Annotated in this window: 17 protein-coding genes; 8 read left to right on the plus strand and 9 right to left on the minus strand. The window is 65.3% G+C overall.

From position 1 onward, the window contains the following. The first annotated feature begins 28 nt into the window (after window positions 1-28). Complete coding sequence (locus EI171_RS01500) at window positions 29-1,153, plus strand: lysozyme inhibitor LprI family protein (RefSeq protein WP_161532388.1); 1,125 nt, start codon at window positions 29-31, stop codon at window positions 1,151-1,153. A 187-nt stretch (window positions 1,154-1,340) separates the two neighbouring features. Here the strand turns inward: EI171_RS01500 and EI171_RS01505 are convergent, their stop codons facing one another. The 6 genes from EI171_RS01505 to EI171_RS01530 form a co-directional block, all read right to left on the minus strand. After that, window positions 1,341-2,540: an ABC transporter substrate-binding protein gene (locus EI171_RS01505; protein WP_161532389.1), complete on the minus strand. Its 1,200-nt coding sequence runs from the start codon at window positions 2,538-2,540 to the stop codon at window positions 1,341-1,343. A 99-nt stretch (window positions 2,541-2,639) separates the two neighbouring features. Then, on the minus strand, window positions 2,640-4,478 hold the full coding sequence (locus tag EI171_RS01510) for a long-chain fatty acid--CoA ligase (RefSeq protein ID WP_011090652.1): 1,839 nt from the start codon (window positions 4,476-4,478) through the stop codon (window positions 2,640-2,642). Window positions 4,479-4,572: 94 nt separating this feature from the next. After that, entirely contained in the window at window positions 4,573-5,361 is a 789-nt protein-coding gene (locus tag EI171_RS01515) for an ABC transporter ATP-binding protein (RefSeq protein ID WP_060912706.1), read from the minus strand. Between the two features lie 4 nt (window positions 5,362-5,365). Continuing rightward, on the minus strand, window positions 5,366-6,124 hold the full coding sequence (locus EI171_RS01520; RefSeq protein ID WP_011090654.1) for an ABC transporter ATP-binding protein: 759 nt from the start codon (window positions 6,122-6,124) through the stop codon (window positions 5,366-5,368). Beyond that, a complete protein-coding gene (locus tag EI171_RS01525) occupies window positions 6,121-7,272 on the minus strand; it encodes a branched-chain amino acid ABC transporter permease (protein ID WP_060908933.1) in 1,152 nt (383 codons plus the stop codon). The genes EI171_RS01520 and EI171_RS01525 overlap by 4 nt, the downstream gene beginning before the upstream one ends. 5 nt (window positions 7,273-7,277) lie before the next feature. Beyond that, window positions 7,278-8,153, minus strand: coding sequence for a branched-chain amino acid ABC transporter permease (locus EI171_RS01530; RefSeq protein WP_161532390.1), 876 nt, complete (start codon window positions 8,151-8,153; stop codon window positions 7,278-7,280). Window positions 8,154-8,414: 261 nt separating this feature from the next. Between EI171_RS01530 and EI171_RS01535 the strand changes: the two genes are divergently transcribed. The 5 genes from EI171_RS01535 (at window position 8,415) to EI171_RS01555 (ending at window position 13,520) form a co-directional block, all read left to right on the plus strand. Next, window positions 8,415-9,164, plus strand: a complete 750-nt coding sequence (locus tag EI171_RS01535) for an ABC transporter ATP-binding protein (protein WP_028173716.1) — start codon at window positions 8,415-8,417, stop codon at window positions 9,162-9,164. Beyond that, complete coding sequence (locus EI171_RS01540) at window positions 9,161-10,687, plus strand: permease (protein ID WP_161532391.1); 1,527 nt, start codon at window positions 9,161-9,163, stop codon at window positions 10,685-10,687. The genes EI171_RS01535 and EI171_RS01540 overlap by 4 nt, the downstream gene beginning before the upstream one ends. Before the next feature lie 105 nt (window positions 10,688-10,792). After that, a complete protein-coding gene (locus EI171_RS01545) occupies window positions 10,793-11,608 on the plus strand; it encodes an MBL fold metallo-hydrolase (RefSeq protein WP_161532392.1) in 816 nt (271 codons plus the stop codon). A gap of 65 nt (window positions 11,609-11,673) precedes the next feature. Further along, window positions 11,674-12,195: a hypothetical protein gene (locus EI171_RS01550; RefSeq protein WP_038966118.1), complete on the plus strand. Its 522-nt coding sequence runs from the start codon at window positions 11,674-11,676 to the stop codon at window positions 12,193-12,195. Between the two features lie 272 nt (window positions 12,196-12,467). Next, window positions 12,468-13,520, plus strand: a complete 1,053-nt coding sequence (locus EI171_RS01555; RefSeq protein ID WP_011090661.1) for an amidohydrolase — start codon at window positions 12,468-12,470, stop codon at window positions 13,518-13,520. Between the two features lie 88 nt (window positions 13,521-13,608). Here EI171_RS01555 and EI171_RS01560 read toward each other — a convergent pair whose 3' ends face one another. Then, window positions 13,609-14,064 carry a cupin domain-containing protein gene (locus EI171_RS01560; protein WP_038966115.1) on the minus strand — a complete coding sequence of 152 codons (456 nt, stop codon included), beginning with the start codon at window positions 14,062-14,064 and terminating at the stop codon, window positions 13,609-13,611. Between the two features lie 131 nt (window positions 14,065-14,195). Between EI171_RS01560 and EI171_RS01565 the strand changes: the two genes are divergently transcribed. Next, window positions 14,196-14,858 (plus strand): hypothetical protein, encoded by a 663-nt coding sequence (locus EI171_RS01565; protein ID WP_083860063.1) that lies wholly within the window; start codon window positions 14,196-14,198, stop codon window positions 14,856-14,858. Between the two features lie 60 nt (window positions 14,859-14,918). Here the strand turns inward: EI171_RS01565 and EI171_RS01570 are convergent, their stop codons facing one another. Both EI171_RS01570 and pcaB read right to left on the minus strand, forming a co-directional pair. Continuing rightward, window positions 14,919-16,175 carry an aminopeptidase gene (locus EI171_RS01570; protein WP_011090664.1) on the minus strand — a complete coding sequence of 419 codons (1,257 nt, stop codon included), beginning with the start codon at window positions 16,173-16,175 and terminating at the stop codon, window positions 14,919-14,921. 113 nt (window positions 16,176-16,288) lie between these two features. Then, complete coding sequence (pcaB, locus tag EI171_RS01575) at window positions 16,289-17,650, minus strand: 3-carboxy-cis,cis-muconate cycloisomerase (protein ID WP_011090665.1); 1,362 nt, start codon at window positions 17,648-17,650, stop codon at window positions 16,289-16,291. 509 nt (window positions 17,651-18,159) lie between these two features. Between pcaB and EI171_RS01580 the strand changes: the two genes are divergently transcribed. Further along, window positions 18,160-19,719, plus strand: a complete 1,560-nt coding sequence (locus tag EI171_RS01580) for a winged helix-turn-helix domain-containing protein (RefSeq protein ID WP_038966114.1) — start codon at window positions 18,160-18,162, stop codon at window positions 19,717-19,719. The last annotated feature ends 52 nt before the right edge of the window (window positions 19,720-19,771 follow it).

Genomic DNA, 19,771 nt, shown 5'->3' on the forward strand with positions numbered 1-19,771 from the left:
TGCCTCCGGCAAGGCGGGGGCGACTGGAATGCGGTTCATCGGGTTGATTGTGCTTGCGCTGCTGGCGCCCGCGGCACCCCTGTTCGCGCAATCCGGCCCATCCGACCGCTCCATCGCCGACAAGCTGCCGCTGTTCGCCAGGAACAACTGCCAGCAGATTCGCGACCCCGGCAATCAATTGATCTGCGGTGACGCCGAGCTTGCCGCCGCCGCCGAGAAGCTGGGCACGGCGATCGAAGCGCGGCTCGCCCGCCTGCCCGACCGCCTGCCGGCCATCGAGGAGAACGCCATCTGGGGCCGCCAGCGCAATCTCGGCTGCGGCATCGTCGGCGAGACCCGGATCCGCGCCGACGATTTCGACCGGGTGAAGGCGTGTCTCCTCAAGGTGACCGAGGAGCGCGCCACGATCCTGCGTGATCCCGATTTCGACTGTCTCGCCGCCAATACGGCCGCGGGCGCACTGATCTGCGCGGACCCCTCGCTGGCGCTCGCCGAAACGGAGCTCAATGGCCAGGTGCTCGGGCTGATCGGCAAGCTGGACCCGACTGCGGCCCGCTTTGCCTTCGCTGAATACGGCCGGTGGACGCGAGAGCGCGACCGCAGATGCAATCTGGTCGGCAAGGAGAACGTGCCACTGCAAGAGCTCGAATCGGCGGAGAGCTGCCTCGCCGATTACCTCGCACACAAGACCGACGAGATCCGCGCCGCCAAGAGCGATCCCAAAAAGGTGTTCGGCCGGCAGGTCGCGGCCCGGTCGCCCGACACCGACGCCGTCGACTTCTGCGCCGCGCGGATTCACGCGGCCAATTCCTGCGGAAATTTCCTGCGCATCAACCGCGTCTACGCCGTCGACAGCCAGGTGAGCGACCAGGAGGCGCAGGTCACGGGCGAGATCGAAATGGTCGTGCTGGCGCCCTTCGCCACATGCAGCAAGGTCGCCTCCACCTGCACCGGCACCTGCTGGGACGCCAGGACGGGTCGTCCGCAGCCGGGAGCCGCCGGCAACAAGGAGCGCTCCGCGGACGCCTTCAACGTCACGCGCCGCCTCAGGATCCAGCGCACCTTCGCCTTCGTCAAAGCCGGCGACGGCTGGCGCTGCCGTGAAGACGAGCTGGCACCGGTGAATTCGGGGACCGCGGGCGGGGGATCGTAGGTGTTTCTTCTCCCTCTCCCCGCTCTTCGCGGGGCCGCGGCGAGCTCCGCTCGCGCTGAGAGGGTTGGGGTGAGGGGCAGCTTCCGCAAAGACGGTGAAAGATGGACTCGCGGAGACTCCCCCTCACCCGGAATTTGCTCCCGCAAATTCCGGCCTCTCCCCGCACGCGGGGAGAGGCGAAGACGCATCAAAACATCAGATTGTCCTTCACCAGCACCCAGCGGCCGCCCTTGACCTGCTGCACCTGGGTGATGGTGTTGGCGAGGTGGTCGGTCTTGGAGAACTTCGTCGGAGGCGAGCTGAAGATGTCGAGGAACTTCTCGCCCGACTCGAGCGAGTCCAGCATCTTCTGTCCCGTGAGGTCCTTGCCCGCCTTCTGCGCATAGAAGGCGAAGGTCATCACCGCGTTGTAGCCGATGATCGCCTGCGTGTTGGCGTCGGTGTTGAACATCTTCTTGTAGTTGACGAGCCAGTCGTGGACCTTGCCCTTGGCGGTGTCCTCATACGGGATCTCGAAGCCCGACGCGGCATAGAGGCCTTCCACTGCTTCCTTGCCGAGCATGGGCACTTCCATCACGTTGACGGGCGTCGCGCCGAGGAAGGTGACGTCCCAGCCGAGCTTCCTGGCCTCGGTCATGGCGCCGATGGGCTCGCGCAGCACCGCGCCGAGCACGACGAGGTCGCAGCCGTCGGACTTCATCTTCGCGACCTGGGCGCTGAAGTCGGAGGCCCCGCGCTTGTAGCTCGTGATCGAGGCCGGCTGCACCTTCATCACAGCCAGTTGCTGGTTGAATCCGTCGAGCACGTTCTTTCCGTACTCGTCGTCCTGGTGCATGATGCAGGGCTTCTGGAAGCTCTTCCACTCCATCATGTATTTGAGCGCGGCGCGCGTGCTCTCCACATAGGGCAGGAGGTTGTTGAACTTCAGCCGCTCCTGCGGCTTGGCCGGATCGAACTTGAAGGTGAACTCCGCCGCCGTCAGCGGGAAGAGCTGAAGCACCCCGGCGTCGAGCAGGATGTCCTGCGCCGCGAGCACGGTCGGCGATCCCATTGGTCCCACCATCGCGAAGATCTTGTCGCGCTCGATCAATTTTTGCGACGCCAGCACGGCCTTCTTCGGATCGTAGCCGCTGTCCTCGACCACCAGCCGGATCTTGCGGCCGTTGACGCCGCCGGCGGCGTTGACCTCCTCGACCGCCATCTTCATGCCGTTGGAGACCGGCACGCCCCAGCCCTTGATCGGCCCCGACAGATCCTGGTGGGTGCCGATCACGATCTCGGTCGCCGAGATGCCTTCATTGGTGACCTTGGTCTGTGCTGCGGCCGGCAGATGCGTGAGCACCACCGCGCTCACCGCAAGGCCGAACGCCCTGAACGATTTCGACATTGACGTCTCCTCTCCCTGGCCCTTGTTGCGCGAAGGGTTGGCCATCGCTCCTTCGCTGATTTCAGCGTCTCCTTGCGCACGGCCTTCCGGCCGCGCGCCTCACGCCACCGCACGTTCGCGATACATGGCGTCGATCTCGGCAGCGTAGCGCTTGTTCACGAAGCTGCGCTTCAGCTTCATGGTCGGCGTCAGCTCCTCGTCCTCCGGGGTGAGCTGGCGTTCGATCAGGAAAAACCTCTTGATGGTCTCGACGCGGGCGAAATTGACGTTGACCTGCTCGATCTCGCGCCAGATCAGGTCCTGGATCTCCGTCGCCCGGCACAGGCTCGCATAGTTGGTGAAGGGGATGTCGTGGTCCTGGGCGAACTTCTCGACGTTCTCCTGATCGATCATGACGAGGCAGGTGAGGTACGGCCGCTTGTCGCCGATCACCACCGCATCCGAGATGTAGGGCGAGAATTTGAGCTGGTTCTCGATCTCGGACGGCGTGACGTTCTTGCCGCCGGAGGTGATGATGATGTCCTTCATCCGGTCGGTGATGCGAACGAAGCCCTCGTTGTCGATGGTGCCGACGTCGCCGGTGTGCAGCCAGCCGCGCGGATCGATGGCCTCCGCCGTCTTCTCCGGCTGGTTCAGATAGCCCATGAACAGGAAGTCGCCCTTGATCAGGATCTCGCCGTCGGGCGACAGCGCGACCTCGCCCCAGGACACGGCGGTGCCGACCGAGCCGAGCTTGATCCGCGTCGCCGGCATCATGGTGGCGACACCGCAATTCTCGGTCTGGCCGTAGACCTCGTGCATGTCGATGCCGAGCGCGAGATACCAGCGGATCAGCTCCGGCGCGATCGGCGCCGCGCCGGTGAAGGCGATGCGGCAGCGATCGAGCCCGATCATGCGGCGGATGTTGCGAAAGGCGAGCCGGTAGGCGAGCTGGTTGGCGAGGCGCAGCGACAGCGGCGGCGCCCTGCCCTCGATCCGGCAATCGACCATGCGGTAGCCGATCCCGATGGCGCGGCGGTAGACCCATTGCTGGAGCGGCGTCGCATCCTTCAGCGCGATGGTGATGGCGGAATAGAATTTTTCCCAGATGCGCGGCACCGCGAGGAAGATGGTCGGCTGCACCTCGCGCAGATTGTCCGGCACGGTCTCCGTGCTTTCGGCAAAATTCATCACCGAGCCGAGCGCGACCGAGATGTAGTAGCCGCCGATGCGCTCGGCGACATGGCAGAGCGGCAGGAAGATCAGCCGGTCTTCGTTCTCCCGCGCCGGGATGAAGTCGTTGGCATGCCGCATCTGGTGCGTGACGCTGCGGTTGGCATGCATCGCGCCCTTGGGCGGGCCGGTCGTGCCGGAGGTATAGACGAGCACCGCGAGATCTTCAGGGCCGCGGCTGTCGATCATCTCCTGCCACAGTGCTTCGCGCCCGACCATATGGTTGCGCCCGAGCGCGCGAAACTCGTCGAGCGACATCACCATGTCGTCGGAGAAGCCGCTGAGGCCCTCCATGTCGAACACGACGATCCTTTGCAGGGACGGGCAGCGTGTGCGGCAGGTGAGGATCTTGTCGAGCTGCTCCTCGTCCTCGGCGAAGATCACCTTCGTGCCGGAATCGTTGACGAGATACTGGACCTGGGACGAGGCATCGGTCGGATAGATTCCGGACGAGACGCCGCCGGCGCACAGGATGCCCATGTCGGCATGGACCCATTCCGGCACGGCATTGGCGATGATGGAGGCGACGTCGCCGGGCATGAAGCCGATCGCGCGAAGCGCGTAGGCGATCTCCTTCGAGATCTCCAGCCACTCGCGCCAGCTCGTCGGCTGCCAGATGCCGAACTTCTTCTCGCGGATCGCCGGCCTGTCGCCCCGCGTTTCCGCGGCGCGCAAGAAGCTTTTCGCGATCGTATCAGCGACCGTCAGCACCGCCGGTCGGGCCATGCGCGTCTCCTCCTTGTCGCTTCCCCTCCGCTGCCTGCCTTGCCGGCGGTCTATGTCTTGCGGACGGGCACCCCATCTAACGCCAAGTCTTGCCTTAACGCCACGTCTTCTTCTTTTTCCAGCGCCGTTCGCCCCGAGCGCCCGCTTCCTTGGCGCCAAGGTAGAATTCCTGGATGTCCTGGGAATGCATCAAGCGGTCGCAGGTGTCGTTCATCACGATACGGCCGATCTCCAGCACATAGCCGTAATGCGCCGTTTCCAGCGCCACCTTGGCGTTCTGCTCGACCAGCAGGATCGACATGCCCTGCTCCTCGTTGACGCGGCGGATGATGGTGAAGATCTCCTTCACCAGCAACGGCGACAGGCCGAGCGAGGGCTCGTCGAGCAGCAGCAGGGTCGGCCGGTTCATCAGCGCGCGGCCGATCGCGAGCATCTGCTGCTCGCCGCCGGAGAGCTGGCCGGCCGGCTGGTCGATGCGCTCCTTCAGCCGCGGGAAATAGCCGTAGACGCGCTCCAGATCCTCCGCGACGCCGCCACGGTCCTTGCGCGGATAGGCGCCCATCATCAGGTTCTCGCGCACGGACAGGAACGGGAACACCTCCCGCCCCTCCGGCACGTGGCTGAGGCCCAGCCGCACGATCCGGTCGGCCTCCATGCGCTGGATCGGCCTGCCCATGAACTCGATCGCGCCCTTCTGCGGATCGAGAATGCCGGAGATCGTCTTCAGCACGGTGGTCTTGCCGGCGCCGTTGGCGCCGAGCAGCGTGACGATGCGGCCGCGCGGCACCTCCAGCGAGATGCCGCGGATCGCCATGATCGGCCCGTAATAGCTCTCGATGTTGGAAAGCTTCAGGATGATGTCCGGTGTCGCCGCGGCATCCATCGCGTCAGGCTCCCAGATACGCGGCGACGACATCAGGGTGCTGCTGCACCTCGGCCGGCGAGCCCATCGCCAGCACCCGGCCATAGTTCAGCGCGATGACGCGGTCGGAGACGCGGTTGACCAGCGACATGTCGTGCTCGACCATCAGCACGGTGACGCCAAGCTCGTTCTTCATGTCACGGATCCAGAACGACATGTCGTCGGTCTCCTCGACATTGAGGCCGGAGGACGGCTCGTCGAGCAGGATCAGCTTCGGCTCAGAGCACAGCGCCCGCGCCAGCTCGATCACCTTGCGCACGCCGTAGGGCAGGCCCGAGATCAGCTTGTCGCGATAGGGCTCGAGATCGAGGAACTCGATCACCTGCTCGACCCGGCGGCGATGCAGCTTCTCGTTGGCGCGCACGCTCGGCAGGAACAGCAGCTCCTGCCAGAGCTGCGTGGTGGAATGGCGGTGGCGCCCGACCAGGAGGTTGGACAGCACCGTCGCGTTCTCGAACAGTTCGATGTTCTGGAAGGTGCGGGCGATGCCTAGTCTTGCGATATCGTAAGGCGGCTGCTCGGTGATGTCCTGGTCCTCGAAGAAGATGCGGCCCGAGGTCGGCCGGTAGATGCGCGAGATCAGGTTGAAGATCGAGCTCTTGCCGGCGCCGTTGGGCCCGATGATCGAGAGGATCTCGCCCTTCTCCACCGCGAACGACACCGCATCGACGGCCTTGAGGCCTCCGAAATGCAGCGACAGGTTCTCGGCGCGAAAATAGCTCATCGGTTGCGCTCCGACTTCACGTAGATCTTCTGCCGCTTGAAGGTGGCGCGCTTGTAGAGCGGGAAGAGCTGGAAGAAGAGCTTGATCTTGAGCCAGCGGCCGTAGAGCCCGAGCGGCTCGAACAGCACGAACAGCACGATGATGATGCCGTAGATCGCGCCCTTCAGACCGTTGAGCGAGGCGAAGGCCGCGACCTTGGACTGGACGTCGGCCGCTCCTTGGGTGCCGGCGCCGAAAGCGGCGGCAATGCCGGCGATGATGCCGGGCATGTCGTCCTTCAAATAGGTCAGGAACGGGTCGATCATCACGATGAAGATCGCGCCCAGCACGGCGCCGTGCAGGCTGAAGCTGCCGCCGATCAGGATCACGATGATGAACTCGATCGAGAGCTGGAGCGTGAACATCTCCGGCGAGATGAACGAGAGCTTGTGCGCGAACAGCACGCCGGCAAAGCCGGTGATCGCCGCCGAGATCGCAAAGGACTTCACCTTGTAGAGCGCGACGTTGACGCCCATGCTGCGCGCCGCGGTCTCGCTGTCGCGGATCGCGACGAAGGCGCGGCCCGTCGGCGAGCGCAGCAGATTGAGCGTGCCGACGATGGTCAGCACCAGCACGGCGAGACACAGGAAATAGAAGGTCGGGCTGTCGCGCGGCACCGCGACGCCGAGCAGCGACAGCGTCTTGACCCGCATGCCCTCGTTGCCGTTGGTGACGCTCTCCCAGCGCGCCAGGATCTCCTCGACGATCAGGGCAAAGGAGATGGTGGCGATGACGAGATAGATGCCCTGGAGCCGCAGCGCGGGAAAGCCGACCATCGCGCCGATGATGCCGGTCAGAAGGCCTGCGGCGAGGAAGTAGACCGGGAACGGCACGTTGTATTTCTGCAAATAGGCCGCCGTGTAGGCGCCGATCGCGAGGAACGCGGCATGCCCGAGCGAGGCCTGCCCCGTAAAGCCGGTCAGGATCAGCAGCGCCACGCCGACGGTTGCATAGATGCAGACGAAGACGAGCTGGCTCATCAGATAGCTGGAGAGCACGTAAGGCGCGATCAGCAGCAGCGCGAGCAGGATGCCGTAGGAGACGAAATAGCCCGAATGCGGGAACAGCTTGATGTCGTCTTCGTAGTCGGTCTTGAACAGGAAGCGCATGGCGTTCAGACCTTCTTGCGGACGTGAAGGCCGAACAGGCCTTCGGGCTTGAGCAGCAGCACGGCGAGCAGCACGACGTAGGGCGCGACGTCCTTCCAGCCCTCGGCCAGATAGAAGCCGGCCATGCTCTCGATCACGCCGATCAGGATGCCGCCGACCACCGCGCCGGGGATCGAGCCGAAGCCGCCGAGGACCGCGGCGGGGAATGCCTTGAGGCCGAGCACGAGGCCGACATTGGAGTGAATGAAGGTGATCGGCGCCAGCAGCACGCCGGCGCAGGTCGCGACCGCCGCGCTGATCGCCCAGACGATCGACACCACGCGCTTGACCGGGATGCCCATGTAATAGGCCGCCAGCATGTTCTCGGAACTGGCGCGCATCGCGGTGCCGAGCGTGGTCCTGTTGAAGAAGAGCCAGAGCAGCGTGCACAGGATCATCGTCGCCGCGATCACCGAGAGCTTGTCATAGGCGAGCACCAGCGAGCCGATGCGCAGCACGCCCTGGCTGAACGGCGTCTCGATCTTCAGATCATCGGTGCCCCAGATCATGCCGGCGATCGAGCGCAGGAAGTAGCCGAGCCCAATGGTCGCCATGATGATGGAGAATTGCGGATAGCCGAGGATCGGCCGCACCACCACGCGTTCGGCCAGCATGCCGAACAGCGCCATCGCGGCCACCGCACCGGCAAAGCCGATCCAGTAGTTCAGGCCCATCATGCCGATGAAGGTGAAGGCGAAGAAGCCGCCCAGCATCATCAGGTCGCCCTGGGCGAAGTTGACGACCTCGGTCGCCTTGTAGACCAGCACGAAGCCGAGCGCGATCAGGCCGTAGACGCAGCCGAGCGCAACACCGCTGACCAGCTGCTGAACGAAATCCAGCATCGCCGCGCTTCCTCCTGACGCAACCGGCGGTTCTTCGATCGCCTCGTCGCATCTTGTGTCCAGTCGCTACGCAGTCGTTTCGCTGCGTCAGCGCCATTTGTCCCGGCGCCAATTCAGCCTGAACCGCCAAGCGCTGTCAACAAACGGTGACTTGCCTTTGGTCCAAGACGGATGACGGAATTTGCGGCAGTGTGATTCACCGTGCCGAAACATCTTCGGGTCATGGTCGCGGGCGATGCAAAACCGGATGGTGTGGCCGTCATGAAGCCGGACAGCTCGGCGCTCGAAGTCCGAGGGTTAACGAAGCGTTTTGACCGTCCGGCGGTCGACGGCCTCGACCTCACAGTTCACGCCGGTGAATTCTACGCCCTGGTCGGCCCCAACGGCGCTGGCAAGACCACCACTTTGCGCATGGTTGCGGGCCTCTTGCGGCCCGACGCCGGCGCGGTCTCGATCTTCGGCATCGATGCGCTCCAAAATCCGGTCGCCGCCAAGCAGGTGATGGCGTGGGTCTCCGACGAGCCCATGATCTACGACAAGCTGACGCCGCTGGAGTACCTCGAATTCGTCGCCGGGCTGTGGGGCATCGCGCCATCCGCCTCGGAACCGGTCGCCGAGGGGCTGCTCAGCTCGCTCGGGCTCGAGCCGCACCGGCACGAGCGCTGCGAGGGCTTTTCCAAGGGCATGCGGCAGAAGGTGGCGCTGGCCGGCGCGCTGGTGCACGATCCCCGCCTCATCATTCTCGACGAGCCGCTGACAGGGCTGGACGCCGTGTCCGCCCGCCATGTGAAGGGGCTGTTGAGCGAGCGCGTCCGCACCGGCTGCACCGTGATCATGACCACGCACATCCTCGAGGTTGCCGAGCGCATGGCCGACCGCATCGGCGTGATCGCCTCGGGCCGCCTGGTCGCCGAAGGCACGCTCACCGAGCTGCGCCAGCAGAACGGCCATGCCGACACCAGCCTGGAAGATCTCTTCATCGCGCTGGTGACGCTCCAGGAAGCCGCATGAGCTCGGCGACCGCGCTGACCTGGTTTGCCCGCCACGAGCTCCGGCTCGCCTGGCGCGAATGGCTCGCCATGATGACCGGCGGCCGGCGCAAGCGAACGCGCGTCGCCGTCATCGGCCTGCTTCTGTTCGCAGCGCTCCTCCACGTGCCGGCCTGGGCCGTGATCGGCCGCGTCGCCGACCTGCAACTGCCGCTCGACAAATCCTCGCTGATCGTGATCACGGCGACGATCTTTCTGGCCTGGACCTTGATGCTGTCGCAGGCGATCGAATCGGTGACGCGCGTGTTCTACGCCCGCGCCGATCTCGATCTGATCATGTCCTCGCCGGCGACGCTGGCCAACCTGTTCTCGGTGCGCATTGCCGCGATCGCGCTCGCCGTCACGGTGCTGGCGCTGTTGTTCTCGACACCCTTCATCGACGTGCTGGTGATCGGCGGCGGACCGCGCTGGCTTGCGGCGTTCGGCGTCGTGGTCGCGATGGGCCTGTCGGCCGCGGCGATCGCGATTGCCGTCACCATCCTGCTGTTCCGCTTGATCGGTCCGGCGCGGACGCGCTTCGTGGCCCAGATCCTCGCCGCCATCATCGGCGCCGGCTTCGTGATCGCGCTCCAGGTCGCCGCGATCATGTCCTACGGCACGCTGTCGCGCTTCACCATCCTGACCTCCGGCACCTTTGCCGAACACGCCCCCGACGCCGACAGCATCTGGTGGTGGCCGGCGCGGGCGGCCCTGGGCGACAGCGAGCCGCTGTTGCTGCTTCTCGCGCTCGGACTGGTGCTGCTCGGCAGCGTCATGGCGATCTTCTCGGGCCGCTTTGCCGACACCGCGATCGATGCCGCGGCGTACGGCACATCCGGCCGCCGCAGCGCGAAGCAGCGCCCGTTCCGCGGCGGATCGCGGCAGCAGGCGCTGCGGCGCAAGGAATTTTCGCTGCTCTGGCGCGATCCCTGGCTGATCTCGCAGACCCTGATGCAGCTGCTCTATCTGGTGCCGCCGGCGCTGCTGCTCTGGCGCAGCTTTGCCGACAGTTCTGCCGCACTGACGCTGATCACACCCGTGATCGTGATGGCGGCGGGACAGCTTGCCGGCGGACTGGCCTGGCTGACGATCTCGGGCGAGGACGCTCCCGACCTCGTCGCGACCGCGCCGCTCACGCCGTCCAGCGTCATCCGCGCCAAGATCGAGGTGGTGCTGATCGCGATCGCGGTCATCTTCTGCCCGCTGGTCGCGGCGCTGGCGTTTGCCTCGCCGATCCAGGCCGCGGTCAGTGCCGGTGCGATCATCATCAGTGCGGCCTCCGCGACCGCAATCCAGCTCTGGTTCCGGGTGCAGGCCCGGCGCAGCCAATTCCGCCGCCGCCAGACCTCTTCCCGGCTTGCGACCTTTGCCGAGGCCTTCTCCTCGATCGGCTGGGCCGCCACCGCTGCGCTGCTGCTCGCTCTCCCCCTCGCCGGCCTCGTCAGCGGCCTGATCACCGCGAGCCTCGTCGCCATCACCTGGAAATTCAGCCCAAGACGCGAATAAGCGGCGCGGATGACAGCTGCGATACTGACGCGCTGTTGATCGAAGCCCATTGGCCCCGCGCTGCATTGCGCGTTAGACTTTCTCCTGAAGTCATCGGGGACGGATATGTGGCGACTTGTTTCGGCCGCTCTGGCGCTGTTCGGCGCGCTCCTCTCGCCTGCCCTCGCTCAGCAGCAGCCCCAGCGCAGCGAATGCCTGGCGATGGCCAACACCGCGCCCCGCGCCATGCCGGTCGCCTTCCGGCAGGCGACAGCCGCGGCCGAGGTCGAGATCACCTATGTCGGCCACTCCACCTATTTCATCGACACGCCCGGCGGCTTGCGCATCGCCACAGACTATAGCGGCGCCTATCAGATCGGACGGTTGCCCGACGTCGTCACCATGAACCGGGCGCACAGCACGCATTACTCTTTATTCCCCGACAAACGCATTCCCCATGTGCTGCACGGCTGGGGCGAGGACGGCAAGCCGGCCATCGTGTCGGAGCGCATCGGCGACACCTTCATCCGCAACGTCACGACCGACATCCGCCGCTACTTCGGCGACGATGCCGGCACCGACATGATCCGCGACGGCAACTCGATCTTCATCTTCGAGGTCGCCGGCCTCTGCATCGGCCATCTCGGCCACCTTCACCACAAGCTCGACGACAGCCATTTCGCCCAGATCGGGCGGCTCGACATCGTGATGGTGCCGATCGACGGCACCTACACCATGTCGCTGGACGGCATCTCCGAGATCACCAAGCGGCTGCGCGCCTCCGTGGTGCTGCCGATGCACCGCTTCGCCACCCCGCTCGACGATTTCATGCGCCGGATCGGCCAGCAGTTCGAGATCGACCGGCGCCTCGAGCGCTCCTTCCGCATGTCGCGCGATGCGCTGCCCTCGAAGCCGACGGTGATCATCCTCGACGGCGTCTGAGGCGCAATTTTCTCCAAGCCTGCTGGCGCCCATTGGTGCTGATCTCTCCGCAACAGGAGATCGACATGACAGACTTTGCGAGACTGCTGCACGCGGATGGACCAAACCCCGAGCACGCGGCAGCGCTCCGGCTTTACGGCCGCTTCGTCGGCGACTGGGATGCCGAGATCACCGCCCGCGGCCCCGATGAAACGAAACACACCGCGCCCGGCGAAATCCATTTCGGCTGGGTGCTGGAAGGCCGCGCTGTCCAGGACGTCTGGATCATTCCCCGTTCCAGCGGCAGCCCCGCCTTTCCGATCGCCGGCAACTGGTACGGCACGACGCTGCGGGTCTACGATCCGACCATCGATGCGTGGCGGATCTCCTGGTTCGATCCCGGCCGCAGCGTGTTCCGTCAGCAGATCGGCCGTCCGCGCGGCGATGACATCGTGCAGGAAGGCAAGACCGACGCGGGCGACCTGACCCGCTGGAGCTTTACGGAGATCGCGGACGACTCCTTCCATTGGCTCGGCGAGGTCAAGCCGGCTCCCGCAGCCGATTGGCGACTTGTGGTCGATGTGAGGGCGAGGCGACGCAAGGGTTAAGTCGAATGGATTTTGACTGAATCGATCGGGCCACGGGTTCGCTGCAACCTCTCCCGCTTGCGGGGGAGGTCGCGCCGAAGGCGCGGGTGGGGGCTCTCTCCACACTGGGAATCTCTCTGTGGAGACACCCCCACCCCAACCCTCCCCCGCAAGCGGGAGAGGGAGCGCACCTCCTCCGCCGTTGCTATGGTGCTCTGAGCAACGCGCGCTGCCGGGCGCAAGGACGAGATGCTAGGCTCCCGCCACAAAAAACATAGAGGGAGCGAACGCCGATGGCTGCAAGCGGTCTACCCGCCAACACGAGCGGGCTATTCGTCGAGCCGCGCGAGGACTGGCTCGCGCTGCATCAGGAGGAGATCATCGATCCCTCGCGGCCGATCGTCGATCCCCATCATCACCTGTGGAATCGCGGGCACCGCTACCTGATCGAGGAGATGGCGGCGGATATCGGCTCCGGCCACAACATCGTCGCCACTGTCTATGTCGACTGCCGCTCGATGTATCGCGCACACGGGCCCGAGGCGTTCCGGCCGGTCGGCGAAGTCGAGTTCGCCAACGGTGTCGCCGCAATGAGCGCAAGCGGTGCTTACGGCACGGCCGCGATCTGCGCCGGCATCGTCAGCCATGTGAACCTGCTGCTGGGCGACGCCGCCAAGCCGGTGCTGGAAGCCGAGATCGCGGCGGGCAACGGCCGTTTCCGCGGCATCCGGCATTCCTCCGCCTGGGACCAAGATCCTGTCGTCGCGGGCATGTACGCGAACCGGCCGAAAGGACTGCTGCAGGATCCGACCTTCCGCAAAGGCTTTGCCTGCCTGGCGCCGCTGAACCTCAGCTTCGATGCCTGGCTGTTCCATCCGCAGATCGGCGAGCTGATCGAGCTCGCGCGCGCCTTCCCCGACACCAGGATCGTGCTCGACCATTGCGGCGGTCCGGCCGGCGTCGGCCGCTTTGCCGGGCGGCGCGAGGAGGTGTTTCCGCAATGGCGCGCCTCGATCCGCGAGATCGCCAGATGCGAGAACGTGGTGGTGAAGCTCGGCGGCCTCGCGATGTGCCTGCTGGGCTACGATTTCCATCTGCGCGAGAGCCCACCGTCCTCCGAGGAGCTTGCCGCGGCCTGGCGGCCCTATATCGAGACCTGCATCGAGGCGTTCGGCGCAAGGCGCGCGATGTTCGAGAGCAATTTCCCGCCGGACAAGGGCCAGTGCAGCTATCAGGTGATCTTCAACGCCTTCAAGCGCATCGCGGCGCCTCTGGGCGAGGCCGAGAAGACGGCGCTGTTCTCGCAGACCGCGACCGATATCTACCGGCTCGACTTGCCGTCATGACGAGAGAGGGGCCGGGATGTTGGTCCCGACCCCTCTTCCGTCGTAGCCGCTGGGAAGCGTCCTCGAAAAGTCTTGGTCCGGGCGTGCGCTAGCCGGCGCCCATCAGCGAGGCGGGACGGCGCTCGCCGGTGGAGACGAACATCCGCTTGAGCTTGTTGACGACGCGGATCAGGAAACCGATCATCACCGGATTGGTCTTGCGGCAGAAAGCGATTTTCTTGACGTGGCCTTCGACATGCCATTTGGCATGCGCGCCGTCGCGGAAGAAGATGACGTCGCCGGGACCGTAGCGCTTCGGCGGCATGCCGTCGCTTTCGAGCACGATCGATCCTTCCATGATCATGATCGTCTCGTCGATGTCGTAGTACCAGTTGAAGCGCCCTTCGGTGCAGGACCAGATGATGGTCGAGGCGGTACCGTCCGCGCTGGTGGACAGTATGTGCGAGCGCGACACCGGATTGCCTTCGATGATCCAGGACGGCTCGATCGGCCGCAGCTCGAGATCCACATTGCAACTACTAATTTCAATCAATGCGCGCGACATCTGTTTCCCCAGGGGATAGAATAGGTTTTTGGCCGGGTCGGGGCCCGGATTGTTTCCAATGATGTACACAACGCTAGTGATCGGCTTTTAATTCTTTCTTACGCAGGCCTCGACAATCAGCCGCAAGTTGCATGTGCGAAGCAGCTAACGCCGCGATTTCCCTGCAAATTCGCGCACATGAACCCATCTTTTCCGGGGTGCGACAAAATGCGCGAAGTGACCTGAAAGGAGCCGTGCTGATGCCCCTCACGCCCGAGGTTCTGACAGCCAACAGCCAGGTCGTCGCCCGGCTCGGGAGCCTTGATATCTCCTTCACGCCGGATGATGAGTCCTGGTTTACCATCGACGGCATCGAAGGCCCCCGGCAGGTCGGCAGCGACGGCTCCGGCGGCGCGTTCGTGCTGCTGCCGTCGCAGAATGTGCTCTACGTCTCATCGGAGGGCCGCGCAGGAATTATCGCTGGTACGTTCGAGGCCTTCATCCAGCTCGTCGTCGTCCGGCCCTACTGGCTCGACATTCTGAAATTCTCCGCGGGCGGCGACCTCGCGGAAATGCGGCGCGCGGCGGATGCACTGGAGGCGACCCTCGACGACGAGGATGAGGTCAACGAGGCCCGCGAGCAAATCCGCAAGGGCCTCGACCTGCCCGAGCCGGACGATCCGGTCGGTGCGCTCTACGAGGCGGTGGCTGCTTCCGACGCCATTGTGCGGACCACCGACGGCAGCCCGTTCACGACGCTGTTCAACCGCTTCAGCATCGACAACAACCCGATGCTGCGCAACGCGGCGGCGTGAGAGCAGGAGAGACCGTTGCGAGGACGTTCACCCCTCCCCAGCGGGGAGAGGTGAAGCAAACTACTTCGCCCACTCGCCCTTGCGGAACACTGGCACCTTGCTGCCGTCGGCGAGGATGCCGTCGATGTCGGTCTCGGCCGAGCCGATCATCCAGTCGATATGGATCAGGCTCTGGTTGCCGCCCTGCGCGGCGATCTGCTGCGGCGTGAGCTGGGCGCCGTTGACGAAGCATTTCGAGTAGCACTGGCCGAGCGCGATGTGCGAGGCCGCGTTCTCGTCGAACAGCGTGTTGTAGAACAACAGCCCGCTCTGCGAGATCGGCGAGGAATGCGGCACCAGCGCCACCTCGCCGAGACGGCGCGCGCCCTCGTCGGTGTCGAGCACCTTGTTCAGCACCTCGGCGCCGCGCGAGGCCTTCGCGTCGACGATCCTGCCGTCCTCGAAGCGCACCGCGATGTTGTCGATCAGCGTGCCCTGGTAGGACAGCGGTTTCGAGCTCACGACATGACCATAGACGCGGCGGCAATGCGGCGTGGTGAAGACCTCTTCGGTCGGGATGTTGGCGTTGCAGCTGATACCGTTCTTGGACAGGGAGGCGCCGCCTTCCCATTCATGGCCGTCGGCAAGGCCGATGGTGAGATCGGTGCCCGGGCCTGAGTACTGCAACGCGCGGAAACGCTGGCCGTTGAGCCAGTTGGTGCGCTCGCGCAGCACCGCATTGTGGCTCGCCCAATTGGCCATCGCGTCCTCGCGATCGACGCGGGAGGCCGCGAAGATCGCATCCGCGAGCTTGCCGATCGCAACGTCCTCGGGATCGTTGGGGAACACCTGCTTGGCCCATGATGGGCTCGGATAGGCGATGATGTTCCAGTTGGTGTCGAAATTGACGATCTTTTCCAGTGCCGGCTGATAGGCCATCGAGTTGGCCTTGCTGGCGCGCGCTACCTTGGACGGATCCTCGCCCGACAGCAGCATCGGATTGTCGCCGACGATGGCGAGCCGCGCGGTGTTGTCGGAGAATGCCTTGGCCATGCCCTCATAGAGCCAGCCGGCGGCGCGATCGAAACTGTTGTCGTGACCGTGGCGGTAACGCGCCAGCGTCATCTCCTCGTCCGACAGGATCGGCGTCACGATACCGGCGCCGGCCTTGTAGGCATGAACGGCGATCCGCCGCACCAGCGGCAGCGCGATCGCCGGCGCCGTCAGGAGCAGATCCTGTCCCGGCCGCAAGCCCAGGCCCACCTTCACCGCCACCTCGGCCAGCCGGTCGAGTTTCGCGGGATCGATGGGAGTGGAGGTGATGCGTTGATCGGTCATGCCGGGTCCTCTGCCGAAAGTCTCTCGCTCAATCTAAGTCTAGCATCGCGAGACACAAGTATACGAGCGTATTGGGGGCGACGAAAGATACGCAGTTTCGCGCATCTTGGTTTTCAACGCGTTGCCGATTTCAGCACCCGGTCGACCATGGCGGGAGCAAGGCCGAGGTAATTTTTCGGTGAAGTGAGCGCATCGATCGTGGCGCGGTCGATTCTGGCAGAGACGCGCGAGTCGGACGAGAGCGCGTCCGCCAGCGTCAAACCTTTCTCGTTGGCGAGCCGGCAGGCGTCATAGACCACGTCATGCGCCTCCTGCCGCCCGATCTGGGGCGCGAGCCCCATCATGACCGCTTCGGCCACAATCAGGCCCCGGCTGATGGCGAGATTGTCGTTCATCTTCGCCTCGTCGACGATGAGGCCCGCGAGCGCGAACCTCGCCTGGTGCAGCGCCCCCGCGGCCAGCACGAAGCTTTCGGGGATTGCCATCCACTCGGCGTGCCAGGGGCCGGTGGCGCGCTCGAAATCCTGCACCATCGCATCCAGCATCAGGCCCGCGTGCTGGCGCACCGCCTTGGACGCCGCCAGCATCAGTTCCGAGGAGATCGGGTTGCGCTTCTGCGGCATGGTCGAGGAGGCGCCACGGCCCTTGACGAAGGGCTCGTAGACCTCGGCGAACTCGGTCGAGGCCATGATCATGATGTCGAGCGCGATCTTGCCGAGCGAGCCGGTGACGAGCGCGAGGAAGTTCACGGCCTCGGCAAAGCCGTCGCGCGCGACGTGCCAGGTCGAGGCGGGAACGCCGAGCTTCAGCTCGTCGCACAGCGCCTCCTGCACCTCAAAGCCCTTGTCGCCGAGCGAGGCCAGCGTGCCGGCGGCGCCGGCGAACTCGCCCACCAGGACCCGCGGCTTCAATTGCGCCAGACGCTCGGCGTGGCGATCGAACATCGCTAGCCAAATCGCGGTCTTGTAGCCGAAGGTCACCGGCAGCGCCTGCTGGAGATGAGTGCGCCCCGCCATCGGCGTATCGCGATGGCGCCTGGAGAGGTCGGCGAGAATCTTTCGCAGCTCCGCGATGTCGCGCTCGACGATCTCGAGCGCGGCACGCAATTGCAGCACTACGGCGGTATCCATGATGTCCTGCGTGGTCGCGCCCCAATGCACGTAACGGCCGGCATCGCCGCATTGCTTCACCATCTGGTGCACCAAGGGCAGGATCGGATAGCCGACGATGTCGGTCTCCTGCCTGAGCAGGTCGAAATCGAGCGCGGCAACGTCGGTCCGCGCCGCGATCTGGTCGGCGGCATCCTGCGGGATCACGCCGCATTTGGCCTCCGCCTTCGCCAGCGCCACCTCGACCTCGGCATAGCGCGCAACCAGCGCGACATCGGAAAACACCTCGCGCATCTCAGGCGTGCCGAAGGCGTCGCGGAACAGCATGGAGTCGAGCACGGTGGTCGAGGCGTGGAGAGCGGGCATGGGCGTTTCTTTATGGTTGGTGTTTTGTGTGGAAGCAGCTTACGCAGGCCGCGCCGTTCGGCAATGGACAATGCCGGGTCATCACACATTCGGAGTCTTGCATTAGTCTCGCCGCCGCGCGTCAAACCATCGGCTCCGTCATCCCCGCGCAACCGCGAAGCGGTTGTCGCTGGAGGTGCGAACCATGCGACGCGACGCGTCGCGTGGAGAGCCTCGAAGGATGGCAGGCCGGGATGCGGGCCGTCGCCCTTCGAGGGCCGCTGAAGAAGCGGCCACCTCAGGGTGAAGGGAAGCGCGGTCGGCGATATCAGATTGAGTACGTGGCCTGCGACAATCCGACTCCAGCCGCCACATTCCAGTCGAGGCTGCACTCCTCCCCGCAAATGGCATGGCAGCCATCTTGAGATCGCAATGAACCAAGCGGCCTCCCGGCGGACTCACAGACTTAGGTCGAAATCCGTTTTGCTTTGTCATTGCCCCGATGTCGTCGTGAGGTCTGAGTTTTCGACGTGCAGTTTCTGTTCCGGGATCACCTTCTCGACACCGACCGGCGCGAGCTGAGCCGCGAGCAGGTTCCCGTTTCCGTGGAACCGCAGGTTTTCGACCTCGTCGTCCATCTCATGGAAAACCGCGACCGGGTGGTCAGCAAGGACGAGCTGATCGACAAGATCTGGCACGGGCGCAGCGTCTCCGAATCCACCCTGACCAGCCGGATCAATGCGGCACGCAAGGCGGTCGGCGACAACGGCGCGAGCCAGGCGCTGATCCGAACCATCGCGCGCAAGGGTTTTCGTTTCGTCGGCGACGTCGAGACCAAGCTCGCCGCGGCCGCGCCGGAACCCGGCCGGTGGATACCAGCGCCGCAGGCGACACTCGCGCTGCCCGACCGGCCCGCCATCGCCGTGCTGCCCTTCACCAATATGAGCGGTGACCGCGAGCAGGACTATTTCTCCGACGGCATCAGCGAGGACATCATCACTGCGCTGTCGAAGCTGCGCTGGTTCTTCGTCGTCGCGCGCAACTCCTCCTTCGTCTACAAGGGCCGCGCCGTGCACATGCACGAGGTCGCGCGCGAGCTCGGCGTGCGCTACGTGGTCGAAGGCAGCGTGCGGCGGAGCGGCGAGCGCGTGCGCATCTCGGCCCAGCTCAACGACGTCTCGACCGGCAGCCATCTCTGGGCCGAACGCTACGACCGCGAGCTTGCCGACATCTTCGCCGTGCAGGACGACATCACCGAGGCGATCGTCGCCGCGATCGAGCCGCAGCTCTATACGGCCGAGAGCTTTCGCGCCGGGCAGAAGCCGCCGGGCAGCCTGGATGCCTGGGACCTCGTCATGCGCGCATTGTCGCATTACTGGCGCATCACCCGCGAGGACAATGCGGCCGCGCAAGGGCTGCTCGAGAAGGCCGTCGCGATCGATCCCGCCTATGGCAAGGCGCTGGGCCTGCTCGCGACCAGCCATATCTTCGGCGCGCATATGGGCTGGGCCGACATGGCCGCGACCGTGCCGGTCGCCGAACGCGCGGCGCTTGCGGCGGTGGAGGCCGATCGCGAGGACGCCTGGGCCCATCACGGCCTCGCCTACACCTACCTGTTCCGCCGCCGCTTCGACGACGCGCTGGCGGAGTTCGAGCTGACCTTGAGGCTCAATCCGAATTTCGCGATGGCGCACGCCTTCTACGGCGTGACGCTGTGCTACGCGGGACGATGGCAGGACGGCGATGCCGCCGCGCGCCGCGCGCTGCGGCTGAGCCCGCGCGATCCGCTCGCGGCGATCTATTGCGGGGTCGCCGCCTATGCCCAGTTCATCGGCCGCAATTACGAGGCAAGCTTGCAGATGGCGCGGGAATCGATGCGGCAGCGCGCCGATTTCGTCGGCGCACATCGCGTGCTGACGGCGGCCGCCGGCATGCTGGGTGATCCGGTCCTTGCCGCGTCCGCGCTGGAAGGCTTGCGCCGCGCCCAGCCCGGCATCTCGCTCGCCTGGATCACAAGCGAGCTGCCGATGCTGCTGGAGCAGGACCGCGAGCATTATCTGGAAGGATTGCGTCGCGCAGGGATGGAGTAGACTTCTCGCGCAGCATCGAGAGTGCGCCCTCCCCCCACAAGGGGCGAAGGGA

The sequence above is a fragment of the Bradyrhizobium sp. LCT2 genome (genome assembly GCF_009931255.1).
GTDB lineage: Bacteria > Pseudomonadota > Alphaproteobacteria > Rhizobiales > Xanthobacteraceae > Bradyrhizobium > Bradyrhizobium diazoefficiens.